28 protein-coding genes are annotated in these 26,419 nt (G+C 52.7%); 7 read left to right on the top strand and 21 right to left on the bottom strand.

The genetic code is table 11. The annotated features are described in order from the left end of the window. Window positions 1-105: 105 nt before the first annotated feature. A complete protein-coding gene (locus tag WC891_04980; protein ID MFA5867299.1) occupies window positions 106-441 on the top strand; it encodes a hypothetical protein in 336 nt (111 codons plus the stop codon). On the opposite strand, the gene WC891_04975 is transcribed toward WC891_04980, so the two are convergent. The 16 genes from WC891_04975 to WC891_04900 form a co-directional block, all read right to left on the bottom strand. After that, window positions 424-1,071, bottom strand: a complete 648-nt coding sequence (locus WC891_04975) for a V-type ATP synthase subunit D (GenBank protein MFA5867298.1) — start codon at window positions 1,069-1,071, stop codon at window positions 424-426. The two genes, WC891_04980 and WC891_04975, sit on opposite strands and share 18 nt — an antisense overlap. Beyond that, a complete protein-coding gene (locus tag WC891_04970) occupies window positions 1,072-2,658 on the bottom strand; it encodes a V-type ATP synthase subunit B (protein MFA5867297.1) in 1,587 nt (528 codons plus the stop codon). Next, complete coding sequence (locus WC891_04965) at window positions 2,655-4,415, bottom strand: V-type ATP synthase subunit A (GenBank protein MFA5867296.1); 1,761 nt, start codon at window positions 4,413-4,415, stop codon at window positions 2,655-2,657. The genes WC891_04970 and WC891_04965 overlap by 4 nt, the downstream gene beginning before the upstream one ends. A 5-nt stretch (window positions 4,416-4,420) precedes the next feature. Continuing rightward, window positions 4,421-4,756: a V-type ATP synthase subunit F gene (locus tag WC891_04960; GenBank protein ID MFA5867295.1), complete on the bottom strand. Its 336-nt coding sequence runs from the start codon at window positions 4,754-4,756 to the stop codon at window positions 4,421-4,423. Beyond that, window positions 4,749-5,798, bottom strand: coding sequence for an ATP synthase A1 subunit C (gene ahaC, locus WC891_04955; GenBank protein ID MFA5867294.1), 1,050 nt, complete (start codon window positions 5,796-5,798; stop codon window positions 4,749-4,751). Before ahaC ends, WC891_04960 begins: the two co-directional genes overlap by 8 nt. Window positions 5,799-5,810: 12 nt before the next feature. Further along, window positions 5,811-6,389 (bottom strand): V-type ATP synthase subunit E, encoded by a 579-nt coding sequence (locus WC891_04950; protein MFA5867293.1) that lies wholly within the window; start codon window positions 6,387-6,389, stop codon window positions 5,811-5,813. A 15-nt stretch (window positions 6,390-6,404) separates the two neighbouring features. After that, window positions 6,405-6,623 carry an ATPase gene (locus WC891_04945; protein ID MFA5867292.1) on the bottom strand — a complete coding sequence of 73 codons (219 nt, stop codon included), beginning with the start codon at window positions 6,621-6,623 and terminating at the stop codon, window positions 6,405-6,407. A gap of 2 nt (window positions 6,624-6,625) precedes the next feature. Further along, window positions 6,626-8,575 carry a V-type ATPase 116kDa subunit family protein gene (locus tag WC891_04940; GenBank protein MFA5867291.1) on the bottom strand — a complete coding sequence of 650 codons (1,950 nt, stop codon included), beginning with the start codon at window positions 8,573-8,575 and terminating at the stop codon, window positions 6,626-6,628. A 24-nt stretch (window positions 8,576-8,599) separates the two neighbouring features. After that, entirely contained in the window at window positions 8,600-8,968 is a 369-nt protein-coding gene (locus WC891_04935) for a V-type ATPase subunit subunit G family protein (GenBank protein ID MFA5867290.1), read from the bottom strand. A gap of 134 nt (window positions 8,969-9,102) precedes the next feature. Continuing rightward, window positions 9,103-9,615 (bottom strand): BsuPI-related putative proteinase inhibitor, encoded by a 513-nt coding sequence (locus tag WC891_04930; GenBank protein ID MFA5867289.1) that lies wholly within the window; start codon window positions 9,613-9,615, stop codon window positions 9,103-9,105. Then, window positions 9,612-10,736, bottom strand: coding sequence for an alanine racemase (gene alr / locus WC891_04925; protein MFA5867288.1), 1,125 nt, complete (start codon window positions 10,734-10,736; stop codon window positions 9,612-9,614). The genes WC891_04930 and alr overlap by 4 nt, the downstream gene beginning before the upstream one ends. A gap of 90 nt (window positions 10,737-10,826) precedes the next feature. Next, window positions 10,827-11,285: a CBS domain-containing protein gene (locus WC891_04920; GenBank protein MFA5867287.1), complete on the bottom strand. Its 459-nt coding sequence runs from the start codon at window positions 11,283-11,285 to the stop codon at window positions 10,827-10,829. Further along, window positions 11,285-12,844: an NAD(P)H-hydrate dehydratase gene (locus tag WC891_04915; protein ID MFA5867286.1), complete on the bottom strand. Its 1,560-nt coding sequence runs from the start codon at window positions 12,842-12,844 to the stop codon at window positions 11,285-11,287. The genes WC891_04920 and WC891_04915 overlap by 1 nt, the downstream gene beginning before the upstream one ends. Window positions 12,845-12,894: 50 nt before the next feature. Then, complete coding sequence (locus tag WC891_04910; GenBank protein MFA5867285.1) at window positions 12,895-14,313, bottom strand: PIG-L family deacetylase; 1,419 nt, start codon at window positions 14,311-14,313, stop codon at window positions 12,895-12,897. 34 nt (window positions 14,314-14,347) lie between these two features. Then, window positions 14,348-15,208 (bottom strand): class II fructose-bisphosphate aldolase, encoded by an 861-nt coding sequence (locus WC891_04905; protein MFA5867284.1) that lies wholly within the window; start codon window positions 15,206-15,208, stop codon window positions 14,348-14,350. Window positions 15,209-15,210: 2 nt separating this feature from the next. Beyond that, complete coding sequence (locus WC891_04900; protein ID MFA5867283.1) at window positions 15,211-16,221, bottom strand: PfkB family carbohydrate kinase; 1,011 nt, start codon at window positions 16,219-16,221, stop codon at window positions 15,211-15,213. A gap of 174 nt (window positions 16,222-16,395) precedes the next feature. Here WC891_04900 and WC891_04895 point away from each other — a divergent pair, with 174 nt between their 5' ends. Further along, window positions 16,396-17,619: a M23 family metallopeptidase gene (locus tag WC891_04895; GenBank protein MFA5867282.1), complete on the top strand. Its 1,224-nt coding sequence runs from the start codon at window positions 16,396-16,398 to the stop codon at window positions 17,617-17,619. Window positions 17,620-17,861: 242 nt separating this feature from the next. Next, the gene (locus tag WC891_04890; protein MFA5867281.1) at window positions 17,862-19,037 is read left to right on the top strand and encodes an AAA family ATPase; all 1,176 of its coding nucleotides are present in this window, start codon (window positions 17,862-17,864) and stop codon (window positions 19,035-19,037) included. Window positions 19,038-19,189: 152 nt separating this feature from the next. Here WC891_04890 and WC891_04885 read toward each other — a convergent pair whose 3' ends face one another. From WC891_04885 to nikR, 5 genes are all read right to left on the bottom strand, one after another. Then, window positions 19,190-19,441, bottom strand: coding sequence for a type II toxin-antitoxin system RelE/ParE family toxin (locus WC891_04885; GenBank protein ID MFA5867280.1), 252 nt, complete (start codon window positions 19,439-19,441; stop codon window positions 19,190-19,192). A 4-nt stretch (window positions 19,442-19,445) separates the two neighbouring features. Beyond that, window positions 19,446-19,691: a type II toxin-antitoxin system prevent-host-death family antitoxin gene (locus WC891_04880; protein ID MFA5867279.1), complete on the bottom strand. Its 246-nt coding sequence runs from the start codon at window positions 19,689-19,691 to the stop codon at window positions 19,446-19,448. A gap of 478 nt (window positions 19,692-20,169) precedes the next feature. Beyond that, entirely contained in the window at window positions 20,170-20,799 is a 630-nt protein-coding gene (locus tag WC891_04875; GenBank protein MFA5867278.1) for a cation transporter, read from the bottom strand. Between the two features lie 4 nt (window positions 20,800-20,803). Further along, window positions 20,804-21,145: a metalloregulator ArsR/SmtB family transcription factor gene (locus WC891_04870; GenBank protein ID MFA5867277.1), complete on the bottom strand. Its 342-nt coding sequence runs from the start codon at window positions 21,143-21,145 to the stop codon at window positions 20,804-20,806. A 312-nt stretch (window positions 21,146-21,457) separates the two neighbouring features. Next, on the bottom strand, window positions 21,458-21,877 hold the full coding sequence (nikR, locus tag WC891_04865; GenBank protein ID MFA5867276.1) for a nickel-responsive transcriptional regulator NikR: 420 nt from the start codon (window positions 21,875-21,877) through the stop codon (window positions 21,458-21,460). A gap of 175 nt (window positions 21,878-22,052) precedes the next feature. Between nikR and cbiM the strand changes: the two genes are divergently transcribed. From cbiM to WC891_04845, 4 genes are all read left to right on the top strand, one after another. After that, window positions 22,053-23,075 carry a cobalt transporter CbiM gene (cbiM, locus tag WC891_04860; protein ID MFA5867275.1) on the top strand — a complete coding sequence of 341 codons (1,023 nt, stop codon included), beginning with the start codon at window positions 22,053-22,055 and terminating at the stop codon, window positions 23,073-23,075. A gap of 11 nt (window positions 23,076-23,086) precedes the next feature. Continuing rightward, window positions 23,087-23,920, top strand: a complete 834-nt coding sequence (gene cbiQ / locus WC891_04855) for a cobalt ECF transporter T component CbiQ (GenBank protein ID MFA5867274.1) — start codon at window positions 23,087-23,089, stop codon at window positions 23,918-23,920. Between the two features lie 20 nt (window positions 23,921-23,940). Next, window positions 23,941-24,747, top strand: a complete 807-nt coding sequence (locus tag WC891_04850; GenBank protein MFA5867273.1) for an ABC transporter ATP-binding protein — start codon at window positions 23,941-23,943, stop codon at window positions 24,745-24,747. 468 nt (window positions 24,748-25,215) lie between these two features. Then, complete coding sequence (locus tag WC891_04845; GenBank protein ID MFA5867272.1) at window positions 25,216-26,418, top strand: IS481 family transposase; 1,203 nt, start codon at window positions 25,216-25,218, stop codon at window positions 26,416-26,418. Window position 26,419: the final 1 nt, after the last annotated feature.

Here is a 26,419-nt window from a genome sequence, read left to right as displayed (position 1 = left end):
CCTAATAAAGCAATCAAAATGCGTTTACTCCGCAGCCCGACAGGGATAAAATAAAACCACATTCTATTACATTGACCGGGGTTCACGATCAAGCAGGTGATGCGTATGGTGAAGCAAAAGATCGACGACGAAGAACTCGGCATAGAATCCTACCACATCAAACGACAGCAGGCCGTTGAGCGGGCCATGGAAAAAGCCCGGCGATCAATCCCCGACACCTGGAAACAGCTCTCTGAACATGATCTTGAGGTTCTGAACTGGATCCTTGGCGAAACCTGGTCGTTCTCTGGAAGGCGGCAATGGGACGATATCTCATTCTCCGGAATGACTTTGCCGGCCCTCATAAAGATTATCCAGGTTGGGGATCAAGTAATGCATAGAGAAAAGGAAGGAAAGCTCGGGTTCGAGGAAGTCTCGAATGTATTAGCCAGCCTGAAGTAAGGCTTTTTTCTTCTCGATTGCTTTCTTAACTTTCTTCAAGCGGAACAGGTCTTCCCTGGCCCGCTCTTCCAAGGTCGTTTGGATATACTTGACTTGTTCTTTTAGGTTAGGGATCACGTTGTTGTCCAGCGCGTTAACTCTGCGGCGCGTCTTTTGTATCTCCTCGCCCAATCTCTTAAGCCTGGTTTCAATCGCCGCGATATCAAGAATGATATCCAACTCTTCCTCGTATTTCTCCGCCATTTCATCGATACGGCTGCTAACCGCGGTCGGGCTATAGCCGCGCGTCAGGAGCGTCCGTCGTACGCTTTTCTTGGTGATTTCGGGCACGTAGACGCCCATGATATGCGTTCCGGTGACTTCTATGCGGACCTCGCCGCTCGTCGCGAACGAGGCGCTTCTGACGGCCACGGTGCCGTCGACGGCTTTAGCGAGCGTAAGTGTATAATAGGCCTCGCTGGCGACCTTCCCAAGCCTGGAGCTTGACCTGACAACCGTGTCCATAACCGACATGAACTCGACGATCAGGGCGTCTCTCTTCTCCTTCAGTAGGTCCCGGCCCTGTTCGGCCAGCTCTATCTGCGCTTTCTTGGCGAGAAGTTCAGTTCTGGTGGGACTGGCTTGCTCCACCTATTTCAGCTCCTCCGACTTACGGAAATCCCATTCCTCGTCTTCGCCGTATCCGCCGTCGGCTTCAACCGGTTCCAGCACACCCTCGTCGATGTCTCCATCCTGCGCCTCCGTCAGATCGCTAAGTTCGGCCTCCATGGCCTCCTCGAGCGATACCTCTTGCTCGACGCCCTCTTCTTCCTTGGTCTCCGGCATATACTTGTCGATATAATCGTCTTTAATGCGTTTGAGCTCCTCGCGCGGCAAATTGCCCAAAAGATCCCAGGCCACGGCCATAGTGTCCTCAATAGACCTGTTCTCCGAGCCCTGAGACACGAACTTGTCCTCGAAATCGTCGGCGAATTTGAGATATTTCCTGTCGGTTTCAGAGAAAGCTTCTTCACCGATGATGGCGACCAAACGTCGCAGGTCACGGCCCTGTGCGTAAGATGCGTAGAGCTGGTCGGCAACGTTTCGATGGTCTTCACGCGTTTTTCCCGGGCCGATACCCAGATTCATAAGGCGCGAGAGGCACGGCAAGGTGTCGATCGGCGGATAGATTCCGCGGCGGTGCAAATTCCTCGATAATACGATCTGGCCTTCTGTTATATACCCGGTTAGGTCTGGAATCGGGTGGGTAATGTCGTCGTCGGGCATAGTCAGAATCATCAGCTGGGTTACAGATCCGTTCCGGCCATGAATCCGACCGGCCCTTTCGTATATCGTTGCCAGGTCGGTATACATATAACCCGGATATCCGCGGCGCCCTGGGACTTCTTCGCGCGCTGTAGAAATCTCGCGCAAAGCTTCGCAGTAATTGGTCATATCGCTAAGAATAACCAGCACGTGCATTTCCTTCTCGTAAGCCAAGTATTCGGCGACCGTCAACGCGCAGCGCGGGGTAATAATCCGCTCGATTGTCGGGTCGTCAGCCAAGTTGGCGAACATGACCACGCGTTCCAGCGCGCCGCTCTTCTCGAAATCGTTAATGAAGAAGGACATTTCACGGTGGGTGATGCCCATCGCGCCGAAAACAATGGCGAAACTCTCACCGCTCTTAACAGTCGCCTGGCGGATAATCTGGGCAACCAGCTGGTTGGCCGGCAAGCCCGAACCGGAGAACACCGGCAGCTTCTGCCCGCGTACCAGTGTGTTTAACCCGTCGATTGCCGATATCCCGGTCTGGATGAAATCGCCCGGCTCTTCTCGCGCGGCCGGATTAATCGGTGAACCCGTAATCGACCGCCTGGCCTCAGGAAGGATCGGCGGCCCTTCGTCAATGGGATCGCCGCGGCCGTTTAGGACACGGCCCAGCAGGTTGGCGGAAACATCGATCTTGGCGACCTCGCCGCGGAAGGTGACCATCGTATGCTCCACGTCGATGCCTTGCGTACCCTCGAATACCTGGACGACCGCCATCTCTTCCGATGTTTCCAGAACCTGGCCCGACCGTTGCGTGCCGTCAGCCATCGCGATGTCAACCATCTCGCCGTAGCGGATGTCCTTCGTCTTCTCGACGAACACCAGCGGACCCGAAACGTAATTAAGCGTCCGGTAGGTCTTCTTAAGAAGCGATATTTGATCTTTCTCGATTTTGTCTGCCATCATAGCGCCTCGATACTAGTAATGTCCTGGTCTATTGTTTCTATCAGTTTCTTAATGGAAGCGACCGCGCTGTCAACCGGCAAGCTTTTCATCCTGGCGATCTGGTTCTTGGCCGGGAGCTGCATGATCTGCGCCAGCGTTACGCCCCGGTTGACCGCTTCGGCGGCTTCGCTATAGAAAGCGATTATCGCTTTTAGCATCCAGTACTGTTTTTCCGGTGGACAGAACGCGTCGATTTCATCGAACGCGAATTGCTGAAGAAAATCCTCGCGCAACATCCGCGTCGCTTCCAAAATAACCCGTTCAGATTCCGGTAAGGCGTCCGGACCGACCAATTGCACAATCTCTTGCAGCTCCGTCTCGCGCTGCAGCAGATACATAGCCCTGTCCCTGGTCTCTCCGAAATCCGGCGCAGTGTTCTCGTTAAACCAGCCTTTGACCTGGTCCATGAACAGCGTATAGCTCTTGATCCAGTTAATGGCCGGGAAGTGGCGGCGGTGGGCCAGGTCCGTATCGAGTGCCCAGAACGCGCCGGAGATTCTGAGGCTGTGCTGCGTCATCGGCTCGGAAAAGTCCCCGCCTGCAGGTGAGACGGCTCCGATAACCGTTACCGAACCGACTCGGGCGTCGCTGCCGTGGCAAACCGTTCGCCCGGCTCTTTCATAAAAACCGGCCAGCCTGGTGGCCAGATAAGCGGGGTAGCCTTCCTCTCCGGGCATCTCTTCCAACCGGCCGGATACCTCGCGCAAAGCTTCGCCCCAGCGGGATGTCGAGTCGGCCATCATCGCGACGTCGTATCCCATGTCCCGGTAGTATTCGGCAATCGTGATACCCGTGTATATAGAGGCTTCCCGCGCCGCGACCGGCATGTTTGAAGTGTTGGCTATAAGGACCGTCCTATCCAGGAGCGGCGCTCCGGTTTTGGGATCGATCAACGTCGGGAATTCCGTCAGCACCTCGCACATCTCGTTGCCGCGCTCGCCGCAGCCGACGTAAACGATGATGTCGGCGTCGGCCCAACGCGCCAAGGTTTGTTCCGTTACCGTCTTGCCTGTTCCGAAGCCGCCGGGGATAATCGCCGTGCCGCCCTTTGGAATCGGGAAGAACGTGTCGAACACACGCTGGCCGGTAAGCAAGGGTACTTCCGGGTCGAGTTTTTTAGCATAAGGACGCCCGAGACGCGCCGGCCAGGTTTGCATCAGTTTTATCTCAAGCTCAGAGATGCCGTCGGTGATGACCGCAACGGTCTGGTCGACGGTGTATTCGCCGGCCGGACTGACTTTAATTACGCTGCCGTATTTGCCGGGCGGAACCATAATCTTGTGGACCAGGTTTTTAGTCTCGTCGACCGTCCCGACATAATCACCGGCCGCAAGTTCCTGTCCGACTTTTACAGACGGTTTGAATTTCCATTTCTTCTTGCGGTCCAGTGGGCTTACAACGACGCCTTTCGAGATGAAAGCGCCGTATTTGGCGAGAATCTCTGGCAGCGGCCGCTGCGTACCGTCGTAGATCGACGATAGCAGACCCGGTCCCAGCTCAACCATCAGAGGATCTAAGGTGCTGACGACTTGTTCCCCGACCCGCAAGCCTTCTGTGTCTTCGTAGACCTGGATCGTCGCAATGTCGGCCTCCAGCCGGATAACCTCACCGATTAAGCCCAGTTCGCCCACATTAACAACGTCATACATCTTGGTGCCGCTCAAGCCCCTGGCCAGAACGACCGGTCCGGAAATCTTTGAGATTTGTCCGTGTAGCATATCCTCTACTCCCCGCCTATCTTTATGTCGAATCCGATGGCCCTTCGTATCATCTTCGCAAGGTAGGCATGCCTTGCCTCACTGACTTCCAGTTGTTTAGTGGTCGGCAACGTTACTATTATCGGCCTATCCATCCGCTCGACCTTGGCTCTCGTGTTTTCGTCAATGTTATTTATTATGTCCTCGCTGATACCGACGATTCCGATATCGTCGTCGTGTACCAACTTTAAAAGCGTTCGTTTATTCTCCGCGGCTTCTTCCGTGCCTTCCACGGTCTCCACGCCCGCCAGACGGAAGCCGTCAGCGCTCTCAACATCGGTAAATATGACCAGTTTACGCAATGATCAAGGCCTCCCGGATTTTTGCTTCCGGCATCCCGACTTCTTTTCCGCGGGCAATAATCCGCAAATTTACAATTTCGTTGTACTTGGCCCAAATGAACGCGATTGTTGAGGCGATGCTTAATGGATCCGCCATAAACAGCTTGACCCGCTTTCGGACTAGCGCCTCTTCCAGCCCGCGTTCGACGCTGGCGAGTGAATTGGTCTCAAAATACGCCGGCATTTTTTCCTGGAGGAGCGTGTAGTAAGAGGTCCTCTTCAGCGCCTCTACCGCGTCCTCAACGGAGTGAAAGCCGACTGCCTCCACGAGTGTCCGGTAAGAGACTTCTTTGCCCCCGGAAATGAACAGATTGGCCGCCTCCGAGTATTCGACTTCCTCCTTAACGATACGCAGCAGTGTCATGATGTTGATATTGTCGATTTCCCGGTGAAGCATTTCAGCCACAAGCCTTGTGTTCATATCCTTGGCGCGCAGCTTCGCGAACGACATTTCATAAAACTCCTTATCCAAAACCAGCTCCAGGACGGCTAGACTGCGCTTGTGCGCGTATTCCGGAAAAGCGCCGGTCAAAGGAACGGCGTAAGACACGTTCATGGTCGCCATAACGTCTATGCAATCGCGCACATCTCGCGATCTGACCATTTCCAACAGTGTCGCTTCGTCCAACTCGCCTGCCGGAATAAGGCTTTCCAAGATCGCGTCGGAACTTGCGCCCAGGTTCTTTCCCCTGAGGATGGTCTTGACGTTCATCACGTCCCATCGGCCAAAAAGCACGTTAACAAGGTTCTCGTCTTGTTCGCCGACAATCATCGAGACCTTGCTGAAGGCTTTCATGATATTGCGTCGCAGCGCTTCGTCAAACCCCTTCAAACCTTCCGTTTTTATCATGGATTCATCAAGATCATGCCCATACGGAGTTTGCGCTAAGGCCGCAATAACTTCATGCAGCGACCTAGAGCGTAAGAGCTGGTTATAAAAGGACTCGTTGAAGAGCCCGCTTTTCATGGCCCGAATACGGGCGTTCGCGTAGCCGTAATCCATACTCATCCGGCTCTAACCGAAAACAGACGCCGCGACCTCGGATTTCAAAAACCGCCGCGCCCGATCCGCCCGAGATTCAAGTGTATTGGAGATGGTAATGCGGCCGTGCTCCGCGGTAATTTCCACTCCGCCCTGGCTTGTCAGATCGGTCTCCAGCGTGTAGTCGGCCTTTGATTTGGCTAAGACCTCTTCGGCAAGCTTCTTGTCGCGCGGGTCCACGTGGATAACTAAGGTTCCGTCCGCTTGGGACAGCGCCTCTTCGGCCAGTTCGCGGAAGATCTCTGGATAGTCCTTGGACGCGCGCACGGCGCGAAGCCGTTCGTGCGCTTTATCGAACAAATCCTCGATTACGTCATCTTTCGTCCGGTTTACTTCACGATCAACCGAGGTCTTGGCCTCAGCCAAAAGTTTAGTGGTTTCTTCCCGGATGACTTTATTCATCTTGTCGACGTGCGCCGACTTGATGTCTCCCGCTTGGGATTCGGCGGCTTTAATAATATCTCGCGCCTGAATCCTAGCTGTTTCCATGATGTCCGACTGCTGCTGCTTCCCGTCTTCCTCCAGAGCTTTCAGCATATCGTCAAGTGCCACTGAATGCCTCCGTGATTACTTGATTTGCGTGATGATCATAGCTGCCGTAACGAAGCCCAAAACGGCCACGACCTCAGGCAAAGCCTCAAGAACGATGATCTGGCCGGCTGTTTCAGGTTTCTCCGCGATTGCGCCGGCGCCCGCCGCACCGATCTTACCCTGGGCCCAACCGACGGCGATGGCTGAAATGCCAATGGCCAGTGCCGCCCCTATTGCTTTCCCGATAACTAGCATACTTATCCCCCTCCTGTTCGCTTAAATGGCTTGTAAGGTTGTCCCCCGTATTCAACGAATTGCTTATGGAATTCAACGACATTAAGTCGGAAAGCGTGTATTGTCGGCGAGAAGGCCGCGATGACGATGTTTAGGGCGTGGAGCAGAAGGGCTACGATGATTCCGATAGATATGCTGCCCATCGCGCCGACCATCTCGTTGGCGACCATAGCCAGGATCATGCCGGCCAGCCCGATAGCCAGGATACGAGTGTAGGAGAAGATATTCCCTAGCGTGCCGAAGATTTCGATGACGCCCATCAGACCAGCGCCGTAGATCAACAAGACGACGCCGATCAGAATCGCCACATATGAGGGCGTCATAAGCGCTTGGACCTCGAGAACGACGGCTCCGGTTATAGTGAATATGGCAAAGAGAACTATCAGCATGCCCACCTTTTCGGCCAAATGCTTCTTAGCCTTCCGTTTGACGGAATTAATGACGCCCAAAACCAAACCCAACGTGACTTGGACCGCTCCGATACCGATCGACAGATACAGCATCGGCATCATCGCTTCAATCCTGTTGATGGGGAACTTTATCCCCATAATGTGTATCTCTTTGACAAGGTGATTCAGTTCCAGAATGTTGCCGAAAAACTCACCGTAGACGATTCCGAACAGAATCGTTGACAGAGAGGCCATGATGGCGATAGTCGTGACCGGCTTTACCCAGATGACGTTCTTATAACGCCAGCGGAAGAACAATGACAGGACGAGAAAGAACGCGCCGATTCCCATGTCGCCGACAATCAGTCCGAAGAATATCGGAAAGGCGATCGCCATGTACGGCGTCGGATCGATGGTCCCGTACATCGGCTTCTGGAAGATCCCCATAACCAGCTCGTACGGTTTGGCCCACCTGGGATTTTCATAGACGACAGGCGCTTCCTCCATCTCTTCCGGTGAAAGCACCAGCTCCTCAATGAAAACCGCGTCGCGGAATTCTTTACCGATGCTCTTGGCTAGGTCGTCATAATACTTCTTTGGCAACCAGCCGCTGATAACAAAGGTGAGATCGGTTTGCGCCAGCGTATTCGGGACGGTCAACTCCTCAATACGGTCCTGGATAGCCAACTTTAAAGCCATGAGCTTTATGTACCATTTATCGCCTAAGGCCGCCAGTTTCTCGTTAATCTTGCCGATTTCAACAGGAATCTCCTGTTTGCGGGCGTCGATATGTTCTAGAATCTGGTCGAAAGGCTTGTCGGCCAGGCTTTCCGGCAGCCGCAGTTGGTTGACCTTTTCCGACCATAAGAATCCGTGCACCTGTTCGGAATAATTCTTGTTGAAGACCACGATCGCCGCAATGGTTTCCGGGTCCACTTCCGCCGCCACCAGCTCGAATTGCTGTTTGGTGATCTTGCCGATCTGTTCTCTGATCAGCGGCAGCACAGAGCCGTATTTCTTGTTAATAAGGAGCGCGACCGCCTCAAAGCCTTGGAGCCTATATAGCTGGCTGGATAAGGGATGAAGCTTCTCCACGATATTCTCGTATTTAGAGAGCGTGCCAAGCTCATTTTCCAGATCGCTCTTTCGCGTTGCCAGATCCTTGGTAACCAGCTCCAGGCGCTTGACGATCTGCATCCCGTCGGCGGCCAGATCTTCACTGGTGTTCTTCCAGACCCGGTTATACGCGTTCTCAACCTCGCGTTGCGCTTCCTTTTGGCTCATCACATCAGGTTCGATGGCGGTAACGATGGCTGTCGCACGCCCCAGGAGTTTTTCCAGCCTAATCCGGTTTAGCTTCGACGGTTCGTCGATATCCATGTTCCTGAGAAGGGTTTCGGTGGGTTCTATTCTCTTCGAGAAGTCTTCCATCTGCAGTACGCCGATGTAATGGATTATGTTGAGCGTTTGGTAAAAATATCGTTTCGGTCCGACAATACGAACCTTCATCATTGGCAATATCATGTTCTCACCGCCTGGTTGGTCTTGCTAGCTTGATCGCCCGGTAACGACGTTCACAATTAACGACACCGCTTTATCGCCGTTCTTGCGTCCTGTTTCCCGGACTTTATCGCTCTCGGCGGAGGCCGAGGCTTTCTTTCTTTCCGCCTCTTTCTTAGCTTTGGCCGCCTCTTTCTTATTAAGGGCCAACGCTTCCTCAGCGCCTTTCTTCTCCGCCTGATCCCTGATTTCCACAGCTTTCATTCTTGCTTTGGCAACTGTTTCCTCGGCGTGGCGTTTGGCTTGAAGAACGCCCGAATTAATCTCCACTTCCTTTTGCTGGATAATAAGTAGGGGTGATGTTTCGGGCGGCCTTGTTCCTACGACGACTGGTTCTTGCTGTTCTGTTTTCGCCATTTCCACTGCTCCCGCCTCTTGTAACTAGTGTTACGTGGCTTTCTTAGACAATTTCTTAGTCTATCCTAATTTCCTCTTGGCGTTATTGCAAGGGAATTTTGTGAAATCTTGTACGAGTTGCAAATATTCGCATATTAGGATGCGCCAAAAACTTTGAATTTTAACGACATCTTCTCCCCTGCAAGCTCCTCAGCCGTTATCCACGCGGTCGCCGTATACTCGCCGGGCTTTAAAAACCCCGCGTCGACGCGGCCGAAGAAATTATAGTTTTCGGCCGGTTTGATTTTAACAACAATAACTTCCTGAGTGAATGAGCGGCCAGCCGACCAGCGCCAAACCTCAGCACCCGACGCGTCTGTGACCGTAAAATCATATTTCTGTCCGCTCGGATAAGTAAGGTTGGTCTGCTTATCACCGGTATTCGTCACGCTGACGCGAAGCGGGACGATCTCTGTGGTCGGGAAGCTTCTCTTCAAAGTAGCGATTTCCAGTCTGAGTTCATCGATAAAAACACTCTTGCTGTAGTTCGGATTAGTCGGTGCGATTTGACGATTGCTCCCGGTATTGTTATCGGAATTGAATATCCCGCAACCGGCCAAGCTAAGACTCAGTAGGCCTAGAAAAAGCAGGGGCGCGATTTTTCTCATGTTAAATACACCCGAGGGACGCGGGCGCTTATCATGCAGACCACCTCGTAGTTGATCGTCCCCAATCGCGAGGCGATCTCGTCGGCCGTTATCGACGCGCCGCCGTCGCGTCCGATTAAAGCCGCCTCCGTTCCGGGTTCGACGCCGGCAATCTCTGTCACGTCAACCATAAACTGGTCCATGCAAATCGTCCCGGTATTGACCGCCCGCTGCCCTTTTACGAGGACGTCCGTTTTGTTCGACAGTAAACGGCTATACCCGTCGGCATAACCAAGCGGCAACGTAGCGATCCGACTGTCCCGTGATGTCTTAAAGGTGAGACCGTAGCTGATGCCCTCGCCAGCCGGCACTTCTTTAACAAAGGAAATCCGGGCTTTCAAAGCCAGCGCCGGCTTGATTTCGGCGCGTCCTGCGAACGCGGGGCTTGGATCCAAACCGTACATGGCGATGCCCGCCCGCACCATATCCATATGCGACTCCGGAAAACCGATTATGGCGGCGCTATTGGCCGCGTGTTTGATCGGGGGACACAAACCCCGTTTGTCCAATTCCCCGACCACAGTCATAAACCTGTCCAGTTGCCTGGCAGGAAAATCACTGGCCGGATCATCGGCGGTCGCGAAATGCGTAAAGATGCCTTCCGGCATGATAGCCGGAAGGCGATTGAGGTGTTCGAGAAAGGCGACGACAGCCGCCGGGTCGTCCTTTAAACCGAGGCGATTCATGCCGGTATCGATTTTGACGTGCACAACGACTTCCTGACCGATGTCCTCCGCAGCCCGGGAAAGCGAGTCAGCGGTTTCCGGTCGACAAACTGTGGCGATAAACTTGTTCTCAGCAATAGCCCCGCTATCCTCCGGATTGGGCGGCGCCTCACTTAAAATGTGGATTGGGGTGTCGATGCCCGCCGACATCAGTTGCCCGGCTTCCTCTATGGTCGCCACCCCCAAACGATCCGCCCCCGCCGCCAAGGCGGCTTCCGCCACCCGGTAGGCTCCGTGCCCGTAGCCATTGGCTTTGACAACAGCCATGAACAGGGTGTCTGGAGAAACTAGCCCTTTTAGGATCTTTGTGTTATGGATTATCGCGGTTAAATCGATTTCGGCCCAGACCGGTCGCATAGGATTCCTTGTTAGCCGTGAGCCTTGAGCTGCGAGCTGCGAGCGCATTTATGTCTTTCTCTTAATCGCCTCATGGCTCGTGCCTCGTGGCTATGATGACTTGCCGATGGCCGTTACCACATCGTGCTTTGTAACGATGCCCATGACCTTGCCGGTGTTGTCGATTATCGGAATCAATCCGATGTCCTTCTCGATCATCAGGGTGGCCAAATCCTCAATCGTCGCGTCCTCGCGGGCCGTTGCGGCGTCAACGGTCATAATCTCGCCGACGGTCGCCCCCAAAGCCTTCTTGAATTCCTCGTTAAACTTAGCCACGCTGGACGGCCAGTATATAAAGCCATCAAGTAGATGTATGTAAGTCGGGTAATGAAGGCGGGCGTCTTTAATTACTAAGTCGCTCTCCGTAACGATGCCAAGGAGTTTCCCGTTGCCGTCTACCACGGGCGCGCCGCCGATGTTCTTCTCTGACAACAAACCGGCCAAGTCTTTTACCGCCATCTCAGGGTTGACGGTTATCACATTTTTCGTCATCACGTCTTTCGCAATCATCATACCTCCGGAAACTTAAGCGACGCTTCCTTTACCGTTCGGAACGCGTCGGGCATATATTCTATCAAATCAGTAGCCGTCAAATTGTATTCCGTAAGGTCGCCGGCCGCCAGATCCCCCGCCAATCCGTGCATGTATACACCCAGAACCGCCGCGTTGAACGCGTCCATGTGCTGGGCCCACAGGCCGCCGATCATCCCGGCCAGAACGTCGCCCGAACCTGCTGTCGCCATACCTGGATTTCCGGTCGTGTTAACGGAAATCATCTTGTCATGGGCGGCCACCACCGTACGAGCGCCCTTCAGCACGACCACGGCATCCATGACGTCCGCCGCCTGCCCCGCCGCCTTTAAACGATCCTTCTGAATCGTTTTTGCGTCGCTGCCTATCAAGCGGGCCAGCTCTCCCGGGTGCGGGGTAACAACGGTCTCGGCGTTACGGCCGGCCAGTACCTCGGGTATCCCCGCCAGCGCGTTCAGGCCGTCCGCGTCAACAACCAGCGGAATCGGAACATCTCCGGCTATCCGCCTGACAGCCTCGAACGTTTCGACGTTCCCCGATATCCCAGGCCCTAGTACTAAAAGATCAAAATCCTTGGCCATCTCGAGAACAGTGTCCGCCGACTCAAAGGCCAGCGTCCTGTCCAGCGTCTCAGGTAGGGATTCAGTCATGACTTCGGTAAGTTTGATCGCCAGGATATCGGTCAGGCTGCCCGGCGCCGCCAAGGTTACGATACCCGCGCCGGCGCGCAAAGCGGCCATCGCGCACATGGCGGCCGCCCCTGACATCCCAGCCGAGCCGGCGACCACGAGTACCCGGCCGACCGACTGCTTAAATACTTCGGGGCCTCGAGGAGGTAACAACAACGCCATTTCATTGGGCGACGGTATTGAGATATGCCCTACAGCCACGGTTAATTCTTGCGGGAATCCGATATCGATGGTCGTCAATTCCCCCGCAAACGCGGCTCCCGGATAGAGGACACAGCCCAATTTCGGCAAGCCGAAAGTAACGGTTTCCTCCGCCTCGATGGCGACTCCTCCGATCCGGCCGGTGTCAGCCTCGACGCCCGAAGGGATGTCGACGGCTACAACGTACGCCTCAGACATATTAATAGCGCCAATGACTTTCTTCATCGGTTCGGGGATCTTGCCTTTGAACCCGGTGCCGAACAAAGCGTCGATAATCACCTCGGCATGTTCCGTGGCGTCTCTTAGGACAGCTTCGTCCGGATTGAATATGGGCGTAACGACGCCCTTCAGCTTAGTAAGATTTTCGGCGGCCTCATCCTGGAAGTCATCCTCTTCGGCGAAAACCAGAACCTGAACGGGGTGCCCGATTTCCGATAGATGTCGCGCGGCTACGAATCCGTCGCCGCCGTTTTTCCCGGAACCCGCAACAACCAGGGCAGATCCGGTGCCAAGTCCGGCAAGAACAGCGTTCGCCCGTTGGGCGACGGCTTTACCGGCGTTTTCCATAAGCGTCAATCCGGCGATCTTTCCGCTCTCAATCGCCTGACGGTCAATCTCTTTCATTTCGGTACCGGTTACAACGCGCATGTGTCCTCCCGGTCTACTATCTTACCTCAACCGGGCCGGGAATGACGGTGCTATTGCAATGACAACCGGCGCCAGGCCGTGCGGTCAAGCCACTCGTCCTCTGTAGCGGTATCCCTGAACGTATCCGTGTTAAACATTACTTGGGAGGCTCCGTCAAAAATCGACGCGCTTACGCGGACGCGGATTCTCTTGTCTTTTTGGGAAAGCGTCAGGTCTACCTGCGGCTGAACGGAGTTCTTGGCGGCTTTTATCGCCACAGCCTGCCCGCGGTTGACTCTAATATCCAAACGGCGAACGACTCCGCCGGGCGTAAAGACCCTTAGGTTTATCATCAAAACGGTGCCGGCCTGAAGAGGCTTTTCCAGCTCCACGATCATGTCGACGTTCTTATCGTCGGTGACGGCGGCGATCCGGCGAATATCGCCGACGCCTCCAAGGCTTTTGGACAATTCCGAAGCCTCATAATCGTTAATGATCGTGCCGGGAATGGCGCTGCCTTCCGAGCCGTCGGACAGGGACGCTACCTCACTTAAGGTAAGCTCGGGGTAGATCGCGTACAATTCGTTGCGTCTGACAAACGCCTTTAGAAACTGGTCCGCCAAAGGCAACTGTGTTTTGTACTGTTCAATCGCTTCAAGTTTTGCCACACGTTCTTCGCCCGTTACCGTATGCCTCAGCCAATTCGCATCCTCCTCGCCCATTTGATAAGGCGGGTCCATAACCTTTTCGGGCTCGTAAACCGGCGGGCTCGGCCAGAGTTTTCCGCGATGCACAAGATACGTGTATTCACGCGTAGTCACGTTGTCGCGAGCGATCACATATTGTGTAAAAGCGTTGGCCGCCCAATGGTCATGGTGAAGGTCTTCGGGGGTCGGGTAAACAATAATCGTCGGTTTATATTCCATCATCAAAGAGGATAGATTCTTGACCAGGTTTTCCCCGCAGTAGGGTGCGCCGGGCTCATAAGCGAAATCGTAAGGGCCGGTGTTTCCGCCGTTCAATCCGGTGTGAAGTTGATCGTAATCCCAGGATTCCCGCCACAGTGAATTCAGGCTGCCGTCCGCGTAACCCAGAAAGACCACGTCTTTGACACCGAGAGCGGCCATAGCCGCGACACTTTCCTTGTGCCTCATTTCGGCCAGGGCACGGTAGTCTTCAGGCTTAGGCTCATTTACCTTTAGATTCACCTGAACAGCGTGTTTATATCCATCGCCGGTAGTGATGACTATCGCTTTTACGGCCGCGCCGGCTGCCGTGGCTTGCTGGGCTAATCCGCCGGGTCCAAGTGTCTCGTCGTCGGGATGCGGCGCGATTATCAATATGCGGTCGTCTTCGTTTACCGCAATCTTGCTTTCTTTAGCCGGAACAGTCGGTATGCCGGTAACCTTGGTTACGTAACGCCAGGCGATAAAGGCTCCGGCAATTAGTACCAGAACTAAAAGGCCTCCGATAACAAGTCCCTTTTTCAAGATGTCTCCTTTGGGTTGCTTTTGAATCCTTGCGTTATGCTTGACCGGCGCAGCCGAACATCTTTATCTTACTTTCGACGACTTTCTTAACCGCTTCTCTGGCCAACGGCAGGTACTTGTATGGGACCACGTTGTCCGGGTGTTCGGCGAATTCTTTGGCTAGTCCGTTGTGAAAGGCAAGGCGAAGCTCCGTGCTTACGTTTACTTTGGTCACGCCGAGCGATATCGCTCTTTTAATCTGGTCTTTGGGGATACCCGATCCGCCGTGAAGTGAGAAATATGTATCTACTACCTTGCCCAACTCCTCCAGCCTGGCGAAATCAAGAGTTGGCGGATTCTTATAAACCCCGTGAATGTTTCCTATGGCCACCGCCAGGACGTCGATGCCGGTTTCGTCGACGAATCTTTTTGCCTCTTCAGGCACGGTCAGCGTATCTCTCGATATTCTAATTTCCTGGTCATGCGCTTCGGACGCGCCGGTTATGTGTCCGATTTCTCCTTCTACAAGTATTTCACCATGCTCGTGGGCCAGCTTAACGACTCTCTTCGTGAGCTCGGCGTTTTCTTCATACGGGAGAGAGGAACCGTCAACGTGAACCGATGTGTAGCCGGCTTTGACCGCTTTTTCAACCACCTCGAAGCGTTTACCGTGATCGACGTGCAATACGATGGGGATGTCTACCTGGTCGGCCAGCATCTTTACTTCAGCGAAAGATATTTCCGGCGTTAGGAAATCGATCTCGCCTTCAGAGGTCTCGATGATAACGGGCGCTTTCAGTTCTTGAGCGGCCATTATTATTGCCCAGGTAACCTCCAGCATTGAGGTGTTGAAAGCGCCGATCGCGTATTTGCCGGCCTTAGCTTTGGCGTACAGTTCTTTTGAGGTAACTAGCATGTTCACATCTCCATTGTTTTGATCTCTATACCCGCGTTCTTCTCGATAATGGCCTCCGCGGCTTTAGTGTCCAGCGATCCTTTGTGGGCGCCGGCTTGGCTGACTACAGAGCCGGCGTTCGCGGTCGCGAGCTTCATCGACCTGCCGACATCTCCATTATATTTTATCAGGCCGGCAATGAAACCAGCGCCATACGCGTCGCCCGCGCCTGTCATATCCTTGGTTTCAAATGGATACCTTGGCAGATAATATACCAGGCAGCCGTCGCAAACGAAAGAGCCGTCTATACCGTCTGTGATAACGATATAGCGGGAACCCCACTTCACGGCTGCCGCGACAAGGTCTCTAATGTCCGATACCTGCGCTTGACTGTTTTCAGACAGAACAAGATCTCTGGCTTCTTTCCTGTTCAACATTAAGGCGAATGAAGCGTCAACGATTGTTTTTATCGATTGATAGCCTGCCTTTATCTGCGTCCGCCCTGGATTGAAAACCAGGTTGATATTCTCAGCCGCCGTCTTGCTGACAATCCGTGGAATTATGTCGACTGATCTTCCGGTTAACGATGTCAGATAGATCCATCCGGTATTGATGTCCTCCAGACAACGGGCCTCCAGGTTGGAGTTTGCGCCCGGATATTGAAAAACGACGCGGTCGGCGTCGGGTACGTCGATAATGACGGACAAGGCCGTATGCAGGTCAGGGTCCCTTTCAACAAATCTCCAATCGATCCCGTGCTCTTTTACGTCTCTCAAAAGGATATCGCCGGTTCCCTCTAATCCGATTCTTAAACAGGCGGCGACCGAGAAATCCATTTTGGATAGGCAAACCGATGTGTTGATGGCTCCGCCGCCGTAAGCGAAGAACGCTTTTTCGGTGATTATTTTTGAGCCGTATTCAAATCCCAGAAGTTTTGGACTTGCCGGATCACTCGGATTGACGACAACCTGACCGTCCGAAACCTCAAAAAACGCGTCTCGCGTCGCCCCGCCAATCGTCAAGAACTCGTACATTCTAAGCCTTCTATTCCCTTGCCCTGCATCTTTACAAGTATACACATTACCGTAATAAATTTTGCCCCTGAGACCTGCATCAGCTCTCTTGGAACTGTAGCCTCGTTTACATACCATTGACAACAGGCGATAATGATGGAAATAAACAACAAGTTGTTCGCATAAGGGGGAGCTATGAAAAAGGTGTTTACGGTTTTGGGGCTGCTGACATTAACACTACTAGTTCTGGCGGGCTCGGGTTGCGTGACAAAAAAGGAAGTGTCGCCGCCGCCCCTACCTGGCCAAAATCTTACCCCTATTATCGGAGAAGCTGTAGTCGAGCCGCAGCCGGTCAAACTGTCGGACGGGAAATACTATCTGATGTACGAACTCAAGGTTACCAACGCCACCCCGTCCGACTACTCAATTGAGAAGTTGACTCTCGAGGATCCCCTGAACAAGAATAAAGTGGTTGCCGAATATGGCGTCGATGATATAAAAGACCACTTCCGGCTGCCAAAAACAGATAGCCCGACCAACATCCTTAAGGCCCGCGAAACCGGACTTATCACCTTTTGTTTGATACTGGATAAGAACAGCGTCCCCAAAGCCATCGATCACGTATTAAGGATAAAAACTGGAAACCCGGTGAACATCCTGCCGGCGGAAACCACCGAGCGAATCGCCCGAACAAAAGTGGATGCGACCGCGCCGGTAGTCATCGGACCGCCGCTTAAAGGCGATAATTGGTTCGCCGGTAACGTTAGCAACAACTACGGCCATAGGAACGCGGTCTTCCCACTGAACGGTGATTGGCTCATTCCGGAACGTTGGGCCGTCGATTACCTCAAGCTGGATAACGAGAATCGTATCTGTGAGGGAGACGTCAACAACTTGAATAATTGGCCGGGTTATAATCAGGATCTACTGGCTGTCAGCGACGGAAAGGTTCTGAAGGTCGTTGATGAATTCGACGACCTTAAGATCGGCGAGACGCTCGCCGATCTGAACCTTAGCAACGCTGGAGGTAACTTCGTTGTTATCGACATCGGCGGGGGCTACAGCGCTTTCTACGCGCACCTTATCAAAGGAACCGCGACAGTGAAAGAAGGTGACAAGGTCAAACGAGGACGGGTAATCGGAAAACTGGGGAATTCCGGCAATTCAACCGGTCCTCACCTCCACTTCCACATAATAAAAGGTACTGATCCGATCGCCTCCCAGGGCGTGCCTTATGTGGTCAATAAATTCAATGTAACCAAGCAATCCGCGACGGCGGAGTTACCGGAAGCGTTCTTTACCGGGGCGCCGCTAGAGATGACCACGAACTTCACCGGCGCCCATACCAACGAAATGCCCGCCGACAACACAGTCGTCAACTTTAAGAAAGAGGAGAAAAAGGAAAAAGCCGCGGATTAGCCTATTAATTTCCGCGGCACTTCAATCCTTGGCTCCCCGGGTTGTACGTTTTTCAAACATTCCGCGTTTTGCATAATCCCTGTTTATAAGACTTTCTTGCCTAATTTACTTGGATATTGCCGCTACAAAATATGGATGCCAGGAAATTCTTATTGACTGCAAATCAAGAAAGTGATAATTTACTCAATACGGTGAGTTATTTAACTCATCTCTTTGAGTAATTCTCATTTAGGGGGCTTGAAGTGGAAAAACTATATGTCAGGAATATCAATTCGACACTTACCGACCGGTTACGTGAACCGCGTCGTCTCATTCAAGTGTTGTCGGGCCCGCGCCAGGTCGGCAAGACAACGGCAGTAAAGCAAGTTCTTGATTCTCTAGGAATGCCTAATCATTATGTCTCGGCAGATCTACCGACGACGCAAAATGAAACGTGGCTGGAGTTGCAGTGGGAAAAGGCCCGTAGCCTAGCAGGCCAAAACAAGAACACGGTCTTGGTATTAGATGAAGTCCAAAAGATTACTCGCTGGTCAGATACGGTAAAGGGACTTTGGGACGAGGACACCCGAAACTCCGTTCCTTTGCAGGTAGTTATCCTCGGCTCTTCTCCGCTCCTCATGCAATCTGGTTTGACGGAAAGCTTGGCCGGAAGGTTTGAGACGACCCGCGTTGGTCATTGGACATTCCGCGAGTGCCGCGAATACTTTGGGTGGGACGCGGATACCTTTATTTTCTATGGGGGATATCCGGGAGCGGCGCCACTTATCCAAGATCATGAAAGGTGGTTGCACTACATCCAGGACTCCTTGATAGAGACGACCATCTCTTGTGATGTTTTACTGGTAACCAGGATTGATAAGCCCGCTCTATTGCGCCGTTTGTTTCTGCTTGCTTGCGAATACTCCGGCCAGATTGTTACCTATAATCATTTGATCGGACAGCTCCAGGACGCGGGCAACACAACCACCTTGGCGCACTATCTTGATCTTCTCGGACAAATAGGATTTGTCGCCGGCTTGCAGAAGTACTCCGGCCAAGCGGTGCGCCAGCGCGGATCAAGCCCGAAGCTGCAGGTGTTTAACACCGCCCTAATGTCAGCGAACAGTGGCTTAACATTTCGACAAGCCAAAGCTGATGGCGGATTTTGGGGTCGATTGGTAGAATCAGCCGTCGGCGCCTATTTGATAAATAAGGCTTTCACCGGATTGGGTGACCTCTTCTACTGGCGCGAACGGGACAAAGAGGTTGACTTTGTTTTTCGAGCCGGAAAGATATTAGACGCAATCGAGGTAAAAAGCGGGCAAGAATCCAGATCACTAGCAGGGCTGGCGTTGTTTGGCGAGACATACCCACAAGCAAAGAAGGTCCTCGTCGGCGCCGATGGTACTCCGATTGCCGATTTCTTGTCAGCAGATTGACATCGGCCCGCTCGCGTAAAGAGATTTGGAGATGTTTGTATACGAAGCAATGGGTCATAGTGCTTGAAGTGCAGTAATAGTGTGGCTCCCCGGGTTGTACGATTTTCAAACATTCCGTGTATGGCATAAAACGTGGTGAGATAAGAATTCTGCTACCGGCGTTTATAGACATCCTTGCGGTGACGGACGGTCTCGACAATCACATCATCGCCTTGGATGATGTATATAATCCTGTATGTTCCGACCCTTAGCGAGTATTCGCCTGCAAGATCACCAGTAAGACATTTACCTTGATTCGGGTCATCCTTGAGACTTAGCACGACGCCTTTGATTCGCGCTTGTGTTTTATCGTCAAGCTTCTTGAAATTCTTCTCGAATCGCCGGGTCAGAAGGACTCGCGCCAAACTGTTATGCCTTAAAGAAATCGTCTGCAGATATCACGCGGCCGGCCTTGATGTCTTCCTTGGCCTCAACCAGGTCTTTTATTAGTCCAGCGTCCGCCATGACTTCCAACGTCTCAAGCTCTTCTATGCTTACCAGCACCGCTTTCGGTTTTGATCTGGACGTGATTATATACCGCAATCCGCTAGCCGCTCCCTCTATGATCTCTTTCATATGCGTTCTTGCGTCGACAATCCCAATGACCTTGTCCATGTTTGCCACCTCAAGCATAGTGTACGCTTAGGAGTACATATTGTCAACGGTCGAACTTGATTTGCATGGGTCCTTTTCTTGTTAGGGTGTGTCCACTTCGGCGGATTTATATTTCAATAAACGGAAAAGCCCCCTAGATGGTTTGTAAATCTTGTCAGGAAATCTTTGGACAAGTTTCCAGATGCATCCGTTGACCGTTTTCGGATGAAAGTTGTGATCTGAGGCCTCAATTTCTCGGCGCAGTTCTGACCAACGTAGACCCTCTGGATGCTGTTCGAGCAACTCAAGTGCCTTTGCGTTTATACGTTCTGTAACTTTGGAGGACTGCATACGACGACCATTCTTTCCTTTTAGCATTCCTCTCTGATCCTTCAGAATCCTGCTGACAGTCTATTCATAGAAATACTTCGTGTCAATTTGGGGTAGATGGAGTGGGAGTTGGGTCTTGCATAAGGCCTGTACGACTGCCTAATATGCCCTAGTCATCATCTTCTTCTTCAGTAAGAGTCTCGTAGCCTTCTTTTAGAAGAAATCCTGCGATTATTACGCCAGCCGCTGGGTCTGTCCACCATATGCTAAACAGGTAATTAGTGACGAGGCCGAGTAGAAGCGCGATTGACAAGAAGACGCAAGCCAGCGTCTCCTTGGCGTCTGCAATTAGACTTCGGCTATTTATGGCTTTGCCGACACGCATCTTGCTGCCGTAAAGAAGAGGCATGATTATGACCGATAGTACAGCGATCGCAATGCCGAGCAGACTCGGCTCGGCAGCCTCGTGTAGATATATGCTCTTGCCTGCTTCATAAAGTACGTAGACGCCAAGAATCAGAAAGGTATAACCCACAAGCTTCTCCGCCCACTCCTCGATCCTCTCTTCTTCCTCTTCGGACCGCGTCTCATGCTTTCTGAAACGCCACACCATAACGGTCGCGGACAAAGACTCTACAAAACTGTCAAGCGCGAATCCCACTAAAGCAGTGCTACCGGCAATCAAGCCGGCGGCTATCGACACTAAGCCCTCGATGATGTTATATGCAACGGTGAAATACGATAATCCCAGCGCTTTCTTCTTTATGTTTGTGGTGGAATTGGACATCAAGTCAGTCACGCTACTATTTGCCCACGGTTCTACTGTAATGCGTGCACATATAGATGCCTTTGGCGACTTCGGCCACAAGTTCTTCGCTCAGTTTTAAGAACTGTTCGACTTTCGGGTCGCTCAGTCGATATGTAACGTACTTGCCTTTTTGTTCACTATCGACAATCCCGCATTCTCGCAAACAAGCGAGATGATTGGAGACATTCGATTGGGTAAGACCCGTGATTTCAACAATCTCAGAGACAACTAACGGACGCTCCTTGAGCGCGTCAAGGATCTTAAGTCGCGACGGGTCGGAGAATCCCCGGAAAAGCTTTGCTCTGATTTCGACGGATTTCTTCTCCAGCAGTGACATATACCCTCCTATCATCCTCTACTGATATGATGATATATGATATTTGAAGAATCGTCAATTCGTAAATTTGGGGTAAATCAAACAGGTTCTAGGTAGTTGCCTAGGGTGGTAACAATGGTCTGAACTGCAGTAATAGTGTGGCTCCCCGTATTGCACGTTTTTCAAACATTCAGGGTTTTGCATAAAACCTCTTGAAGATGTCTTTTATCAGTTATAGAAAGACAGATTCCGACAAAGCTTTGCGACGGCGCCATGAAAAAACTATAAACTCAGGACTTGGCCCCCTGCCTATAGCCAGATATTTAAACCCTCTCAAAAAATCTCCCGACCGAGTGTACTGATGGTCAGTCGACCATGTTTAACACCCTTTGTGCCGATCAAACGGTCAGCCGCCGCTCTGATTTCGCTACTTTTGCCCTTTACTATCAGCACCTCCAGGCAATTATGGGCGTCAAGATGAACGTGGACAGTGGAAACGATTGATTCGTGGAGATTATGCTGCAGGTCGGTTAGGTTGTCCTGCAAATCGTGTACGTGGTGGTCGTATACCAAAGTAATGGTGCCGACGGTTTCGATATCACCGACTGCCCATTCCTCTTCAACCAACTGGTTCCGCATCAAGTCGCGGACTGCCTCGCTGCGATTGGCGTAGCTCTTTTCTTTGATTTGTTCATCAAACCGGGTTAATAGATCCTCGTCCATCGCCAACCCGAATCTTACTGTCTTTCCCATACATTGCTCCTTGCCAGTCTTCCGCGCAAGCACAGCGTATAAGCAGAGTGCTTTATTCATTATATGTCGTCAATATAAGATATCACGAAAAAGTATTGACACCCAAATGATATCGTGTTACTTTTTAGATATTCGTAATACGGTGTTCTTTGTCAAAGTCCTATTAAGGAGAATCATGCACATTCCAGACGGTTATCTCAGCCCCCAGACAAGCGCGGCTATGTTCGCGGCGGCGGCGCCCTTTTGGTATACGGCGTTCCGAAAAATCAGAAAGACCTTTGAGGCGAGGCGCATTCCTTTGTTGGCTATTGCGGCCGCCTTTACGTTTATCGTCATGATGTTCAACGTGCCGCTGCCCGGCGGTACGACCGGCCACGCGGTCGGCAGCGCGCTGGTAGCCATCGTCCTCGGTCCCTGGGCGGCAGTTATCGCAGTTTCGGTGGCGCTGGTTGTTCAGGCCATTTTCTTCGGTGACGGCGGTATCCTGGCCATCGGCGCAAATTGCTTCAACATGGCGATCGTCCTGCCGTTCGTCAGCTACTATTTATATCGCTGGTTAATCGGGTTCAAAGCCATCGAGGGACGATTCAAGTGGCTGGCCGCGGGTATCGCCGGTTACGTCGGTCTAAATGTAGCGGCTTTATGTACGGCAATAGAGTTCGGTATCCAGCCGGCTTTGTTCCATACCGCCAACGGCGCCGCTCTTTATGCTCCCTATCCATTGAACGTTGCCATCCCGGCCATGATGATCCCCCATCTTCTTGTGGCCGGAATTGTTGAAGCCGTCACCACCGGTGGGATCTTACTCTATTTGGAGAAATCAGGCTCATTGGAACCCGTCAAGACCAAAGCGGCCAAGATAAGTTCGACCGCTAAGCTGTGGATCGGCATCGCCATCATGGCCATCCTGACTCCGATCGGGTTGCTCGCCCCCGGGACGGCTTGGGGAGAATGGGGCGGCGAAGAGGTGAAAACCCTGGTCGGCTACGTACCACACGGTTTGGACAAGCTGTCCAGCCTCTGGAGCGCGCCGCTGCCCGATTATTCGCTAAGCGGTTGGGAGAATGCGCCGTTTCTAAAGAGCGCCGGTATCTATATCATCTCGGCAATTTTAGGCATCGCCGTGGTTGGGGGATTAGTTTTTATTATTTCCAAACTTGTCTTAGCCAATAAACACAACGAAGGGGGCGTTGATTAAACATCAAACGCTTGCGCCCTGTTTACGGAGGTTTCGCCGAAAAAACTCTCCGTAGCACCTCCAACATCCTTGAGAAATCGCTCTTCCTCGAGGAATTCGTCTCCCGGGTCGGCCTGTTACAGCAGATCGATCCGGGAGCGAAACTTATTTCCACTTTGTTACTTTTGTTGGCTGCAGCCCTGACGAGAAACATCGAGGTTCTTCTCGGGTTGTATGCTTTGACTCTGCTGATGGCGCTGGCCTCCGGCATCCCGCTAGGTGTTTTTATTAAACGCGTCTGGCTCTTCATCCCCATCTTTGCCGGAATTGTTGTCTTGCCGGCGATTTTTTCGTTTGTCGTCCCGGGCAAGGCTTTGGTGACAATCGGCGGAATCTCGATCACTCAACCAGGAGTCCAAACAGCCGTAACGGTGTTATTGCGCGTGGCGGTATCGGTATCCTTAGCCGCACTGCTGGTGTTAACGACCCGGTGGGAACAACTAATGCGCGCCTTGACGGTTCTGCGGATCCCAAAAACGGCTATTCTGGTCCTGGAAATGACTTACCGGTATATCTTTCTTTTTCTTAAGACCGCCGACGGGATGCATCTAGCGCGCAAAAGCCGCATGATCAGACGTTTGTCGGGCGCTGAAGAACGCCGCTGGGTCGCCTCGCGTCTGGGTAATCTGTTCCAGAAATCGCAGCGTCTAAGCGAAGACGTCTACCTTGCCATGCAGTCCCGCGGCTTTACCGGAGAGATCCGAACGGTGTACCGGCCTAGATTCGGCTCGATCGAGGTGGCGTGGCTGATCGTCACAGCAGCCGTGGTCGGATTGGTCATCTGCGCCAACCTTTTGTTGCGTTAACCGTTATACAAGTGAACTCTATGGTATTTGAGCTGGCAGACGTATCTTACGAATATCAGGATAAAACGCCTGCGCTAGTGCGCATCAGTTTGCGTATCGGCGCAGGCGAAAAGATTGCTATTATGGGGGCGAACGGCAGCGGCAAATCGACCCTATTGCAGATTATCGACGGTCTATTTTATCCCGCTTCCGGTCTGGTAACGGCATTTGGCCGGCCCCTAACAGAAGATCGGTTAAAGGATCCGGGCGAGACGGCGGAATTCCGTTCCCGCGTCGGCTTGGTATTTCAAAACCCTGACGTTCAGCTTTTTTCCTCGACGGTACGGGATGAAATCGCTTTCGGTCCCGCCCAGTTGGGTTTGTCCCCTGAGCAAGTCAAGGAGTACGTTGATCAGATCGTCGAGGCACTTGATCTAGGCAAATTAATCAAGAGACATCCCTATAACCTAAGCGGCGGAGAAAAGAAAAAGGTCGCGGTAGCGTCTGTGCTTTCTTGCCGACCTGAGATTCTGCTTCTAGATGAACCAACGGCTGGCTTGGATCCAAAAACACAGGCTTGGATCGTCGATACTATTGTTGATTTAAACAAAGAAGGTAAGACCATAATCACGGCGACGCATGATCTGGCCATCGTACCGGAAATCGCCGACCGGGTTTATGTGTTAGGCGACAATCATTCTATTGTCGCCGAAGGCGCTCCGTCCACCGTTCTACAAGACGGCCAGCTAATGCTGAAAGCGAATCTCGCCCATTTTCACGTCCACCGTCACAGCGGCCAAGAACACGCGCATGGGCATCTCCATATTCAACCCGATCACCACGAATAATCATCCAACCAAAATGCTGTCGCAAAATGCTGCGGGGATATTTCTATAGAAAAGTGATTCTGAAAGGCAGTATTATGCTTCCAGCCAGGGGTTAGGCTGACTTTGGCTCCCCGTGTTGGAGAGGGATGTTTGTATACGAAGCTATGGGTCATAGTGCTTGAACTGTAGTAATAGTGTGGCTCCCCGGGTAGGACTCGAACATCTTTATATGTGTATTTCATGGACACATTCCCGGGAATGTGTCCTCATGACTGTGAGTGTCTAATATGGTCGAGCGCCTTTTCCGCGAGTTTATTTTTAGGGTGGGGTGGGACTCCAGTCCCGTGGGCTTTTGTTTTTAGTCCCGCGGACTAGTCCGCAGGTGCATTGACCTCTGACCTGGCCCCCTCACCTCAATCCTCTCCCCGGAGGGGAGAGGCAGTAGTATGGTACAAACCGGTAACATAGTTTACAAAACAAACCGGGCACATGGTTTACAGTTTACGGCAAGGAGGAGAGAAGCCTATGCCGTGGAAGGAAACCAGTGCCATGGACCAAAGGATAAGATTGATCGCAGATTGGTTGAGCGGAGACTACACGAAGAGCGAGCTGTGTCTGGCCTACGGGATCAGTAGACCGACGGCTGACAAATGGCTCGGGCGCTACGCGGAACAAGGCCCACAAGGGCTTGAGGAACTTTCCCGTGCGCCGCACATCCATCCCAATCAGACCCCTGAGGAAGTCAGGGGTCTGATCGTCGAGACCAAGCTCCGTCATCAGAGATGGGGACCTAAGAAAGTGATGGATCTCTTGCGCCGCGAGCATGATCGATCCGCCTGGCCTGCCGACAGCACAGCAGGCGAGATACTCAAGCGCGCCGGGCTTACTCGCCCGAGAGTGCGCAAGCACAGAGTGGCTCCCTACACAGAACCCTTCGGAGCCTGTGACGGCTCGAACAAGATCTGGAGCGCGGACTTCAAAGGAGACTTCCACTTGGGCGACGGACGTCGCTGCTATCCCTTGACCGTGAGCGACAACTTCTCCAGATATCTGCTTCTGTGTCAGGGACTAGAGCGGCCGAGCCACCAGGCGACAAGACCATGGTTCGAGTGGTTGTTCAGGGAATACGGGCTACCCGAGGCCATACGTACGGACAACGGGGCGCCCTTCGCGTCTCTTGCGGCAGGAGGCGTCAGCCAGTTGTCTAAGTGGTGGATCAAACTCGGAATCAAGCCCGAGCGCATCCGTCCGGGCAGACCGGAGCAGAACGGCCGCCACGAGCGCATGCACAGGACGCTTAAGGAAGCGGTACCGCCGCAAGCAAGCCTTTTGGCCCAACAGCGCCGGTTCGATCCGTTCCGGGAGGAATACAACTGGGAGCGCTCCCATGAGGCGCTGGGAAGAAAGACCCCGGGTAGTATTTACTGTTCTTCGCCAAGGACCTACCCGGCTCGTCTCCCGGAGGTCGAGTATGATTCAGAAATCGTAGTCAGACAAGTGCGCCACAACGGCGAGATCAGGTGGCGGGGAGAACATATATATGTCTCGGAGGTCCTGGCCAAAGAGCCGGTGGGCCTGAGACCCGTTGGTACATACAAGTGGGAGCTCTACTACAGCTTTCACCTGCTCGGGGTATTAGACGAGAGGACCAAAAAGATCATCCCGGCCAAAGGCTGGCATGGAGCGAATTGAA

This window comes from Actinomycetota bacterium, from assembly GCA_041658625.1.
GTDB lineage: Bacteria > Actinomycetota > JAHEXW01 > JAHEXW01 > JAHEXW01 > JBAZZW01.
This window is presented reverse-complemented; position numbering and strand designations above follow the sequence as displayed.

Excerpts from the sequence above, each read along its gene's own strand:
- WC891_04980 (MFA5867299.1), top strand. The coding sequence starts at position 106 with ATGGTGAAGCAAAAGATCGACGACGAAGAACTCGGCATAGAATCCTAC.
- WC891_04970 (MFA5867297.1), bottom strand. The coding sequence starts at position 2,658 with ATGATGGCAGACAAAATCGAGAAAGATCAAATATCGCTTCTTAAGAAG.
- WC891_04965 (MFA5867296.1), bottom strand. The coding sequence starts at position 4,415 with ATGCTACACGGACAAATCTCAAAGATTTCCGGACCGGTCGTTCTGGCC.
- ahaC (MFA5867294.1), bottom strand. The coding sequence starts at position 5,798 with ATGGATTACGGCTACGCGAACGCCCGTATTCGGGCCATGAAAAGCGGG.
- WC891_04945 (MFA5867292.1), bottom strand. The coding sequence starts at position 6,623 with ATGCTAGTTATCGGGAAAGCAATAGGGGCGGCACTGGCCATTGGCATT.
- WC891_04940 (MFA5867291.1), bottom strand. The coding sequence starts at position 8,575 with ATGATATTGCCAATGATGAAGGTTCGTATTGTCGGACCGAAACGATAT.
- WC891_04935 (MFA5867290.1), bottom strand. The coding sequence starts at position 8,968 with ATGGCGAAAACAGAACAGCAAGAACCAGTCGTCGTAGGAACAAGGCCG.
- WC891_04930 (MFA5867289.1), bottom strand. The coding sequence starts at position 9,615 with ATGAGAAAAATCGCGCCCCTGCTTTTTCTAGGCCTACTGAGTCTTAGC.
- alr (MFA5867288.1), bottom strand. The coding sequence starts at position 10,736 with ATGCGACCGGTCTGGGCCGAAATCGATTTAACCGCGATAATCCATAAC.
- WC891_04920 (MFA5867287.1), bottom strand. The coding sequence starts at position 11,285 with ATGATTGCGAAAGACGTGATGACGAAAAATGTGATAACCGTCAACCCT.
- WC891_04915 (MFA5867286.1), bottom strand. The coding sequence starts at position 12,844 with ATGCGCGTTGTAACCGGTACCGAAATGAAAGAGATTGACCGTCAGGCG.
- WC891_04905 (MFA5867284.1), bottom strand. The coding sequence starts at position 15,208 with ATGCTAGTTACCTCAAAAGAACTGTACGCCAAAGCTAAGGCCGGCAAA.
- WC891_04900 (MFA5867283.1), bottom strand. The coding sequence starts at position 16,221 with ATGTACGAGTTCTTGACGATTGGCGGGGCGACGCGAGACGCGTTTTTT.
- WC891_04895 (MFA5867282.1), top strand. The coding sequence starts at position 16,396 with ATGAAAAAGGTGTTTACGGTTTTGGGGCTGCTGACATTAACACTACTA.
- WC891_04880 (MFA5867279.1), bottom strand. The coding sequence starts at position 19,691 with ATGGACAAGGTCATTGGGATTGTCGACGCAAGAACGCATATGAAAGAG.
- WC891_04870 (MFA5867277.1), bottom strand. The coding sequence starts at position 21,145 with ATGTCACTGCTGGAGAAGAAATCCGTCGAAATCAGAGCAAAGCTTTTC.
- nikR (MFA5867276.1), bottom strand. The coding sequence starts at position 21,877 with ATGGGAAAGACAGTAAGATTCGGGTTGGCGATGGACGAGGATCTATTA.
- cbiM (MFA5867275.1), top strand. The coding sequence starts at position 22,053 with ATGCACATTCCAGACGGTTATCTCAGCCCCCAGACAAGCGCGGCTATG.
- WC891_04850 (MFA5867273.1), top strand. The coding sequence starts at position 23,941 with ATGGTATTTGAGCTGGCAGACGTATCTTACGAATATCAGGATAAAACG.
- WC891_04845 (MFA5867272.1), top strand. The coding sequence starts at position 25,216 with ATGGTTTACAGTTTACGGCAAGGAGGAGAGAAGCCTATGCCGTGGAAG.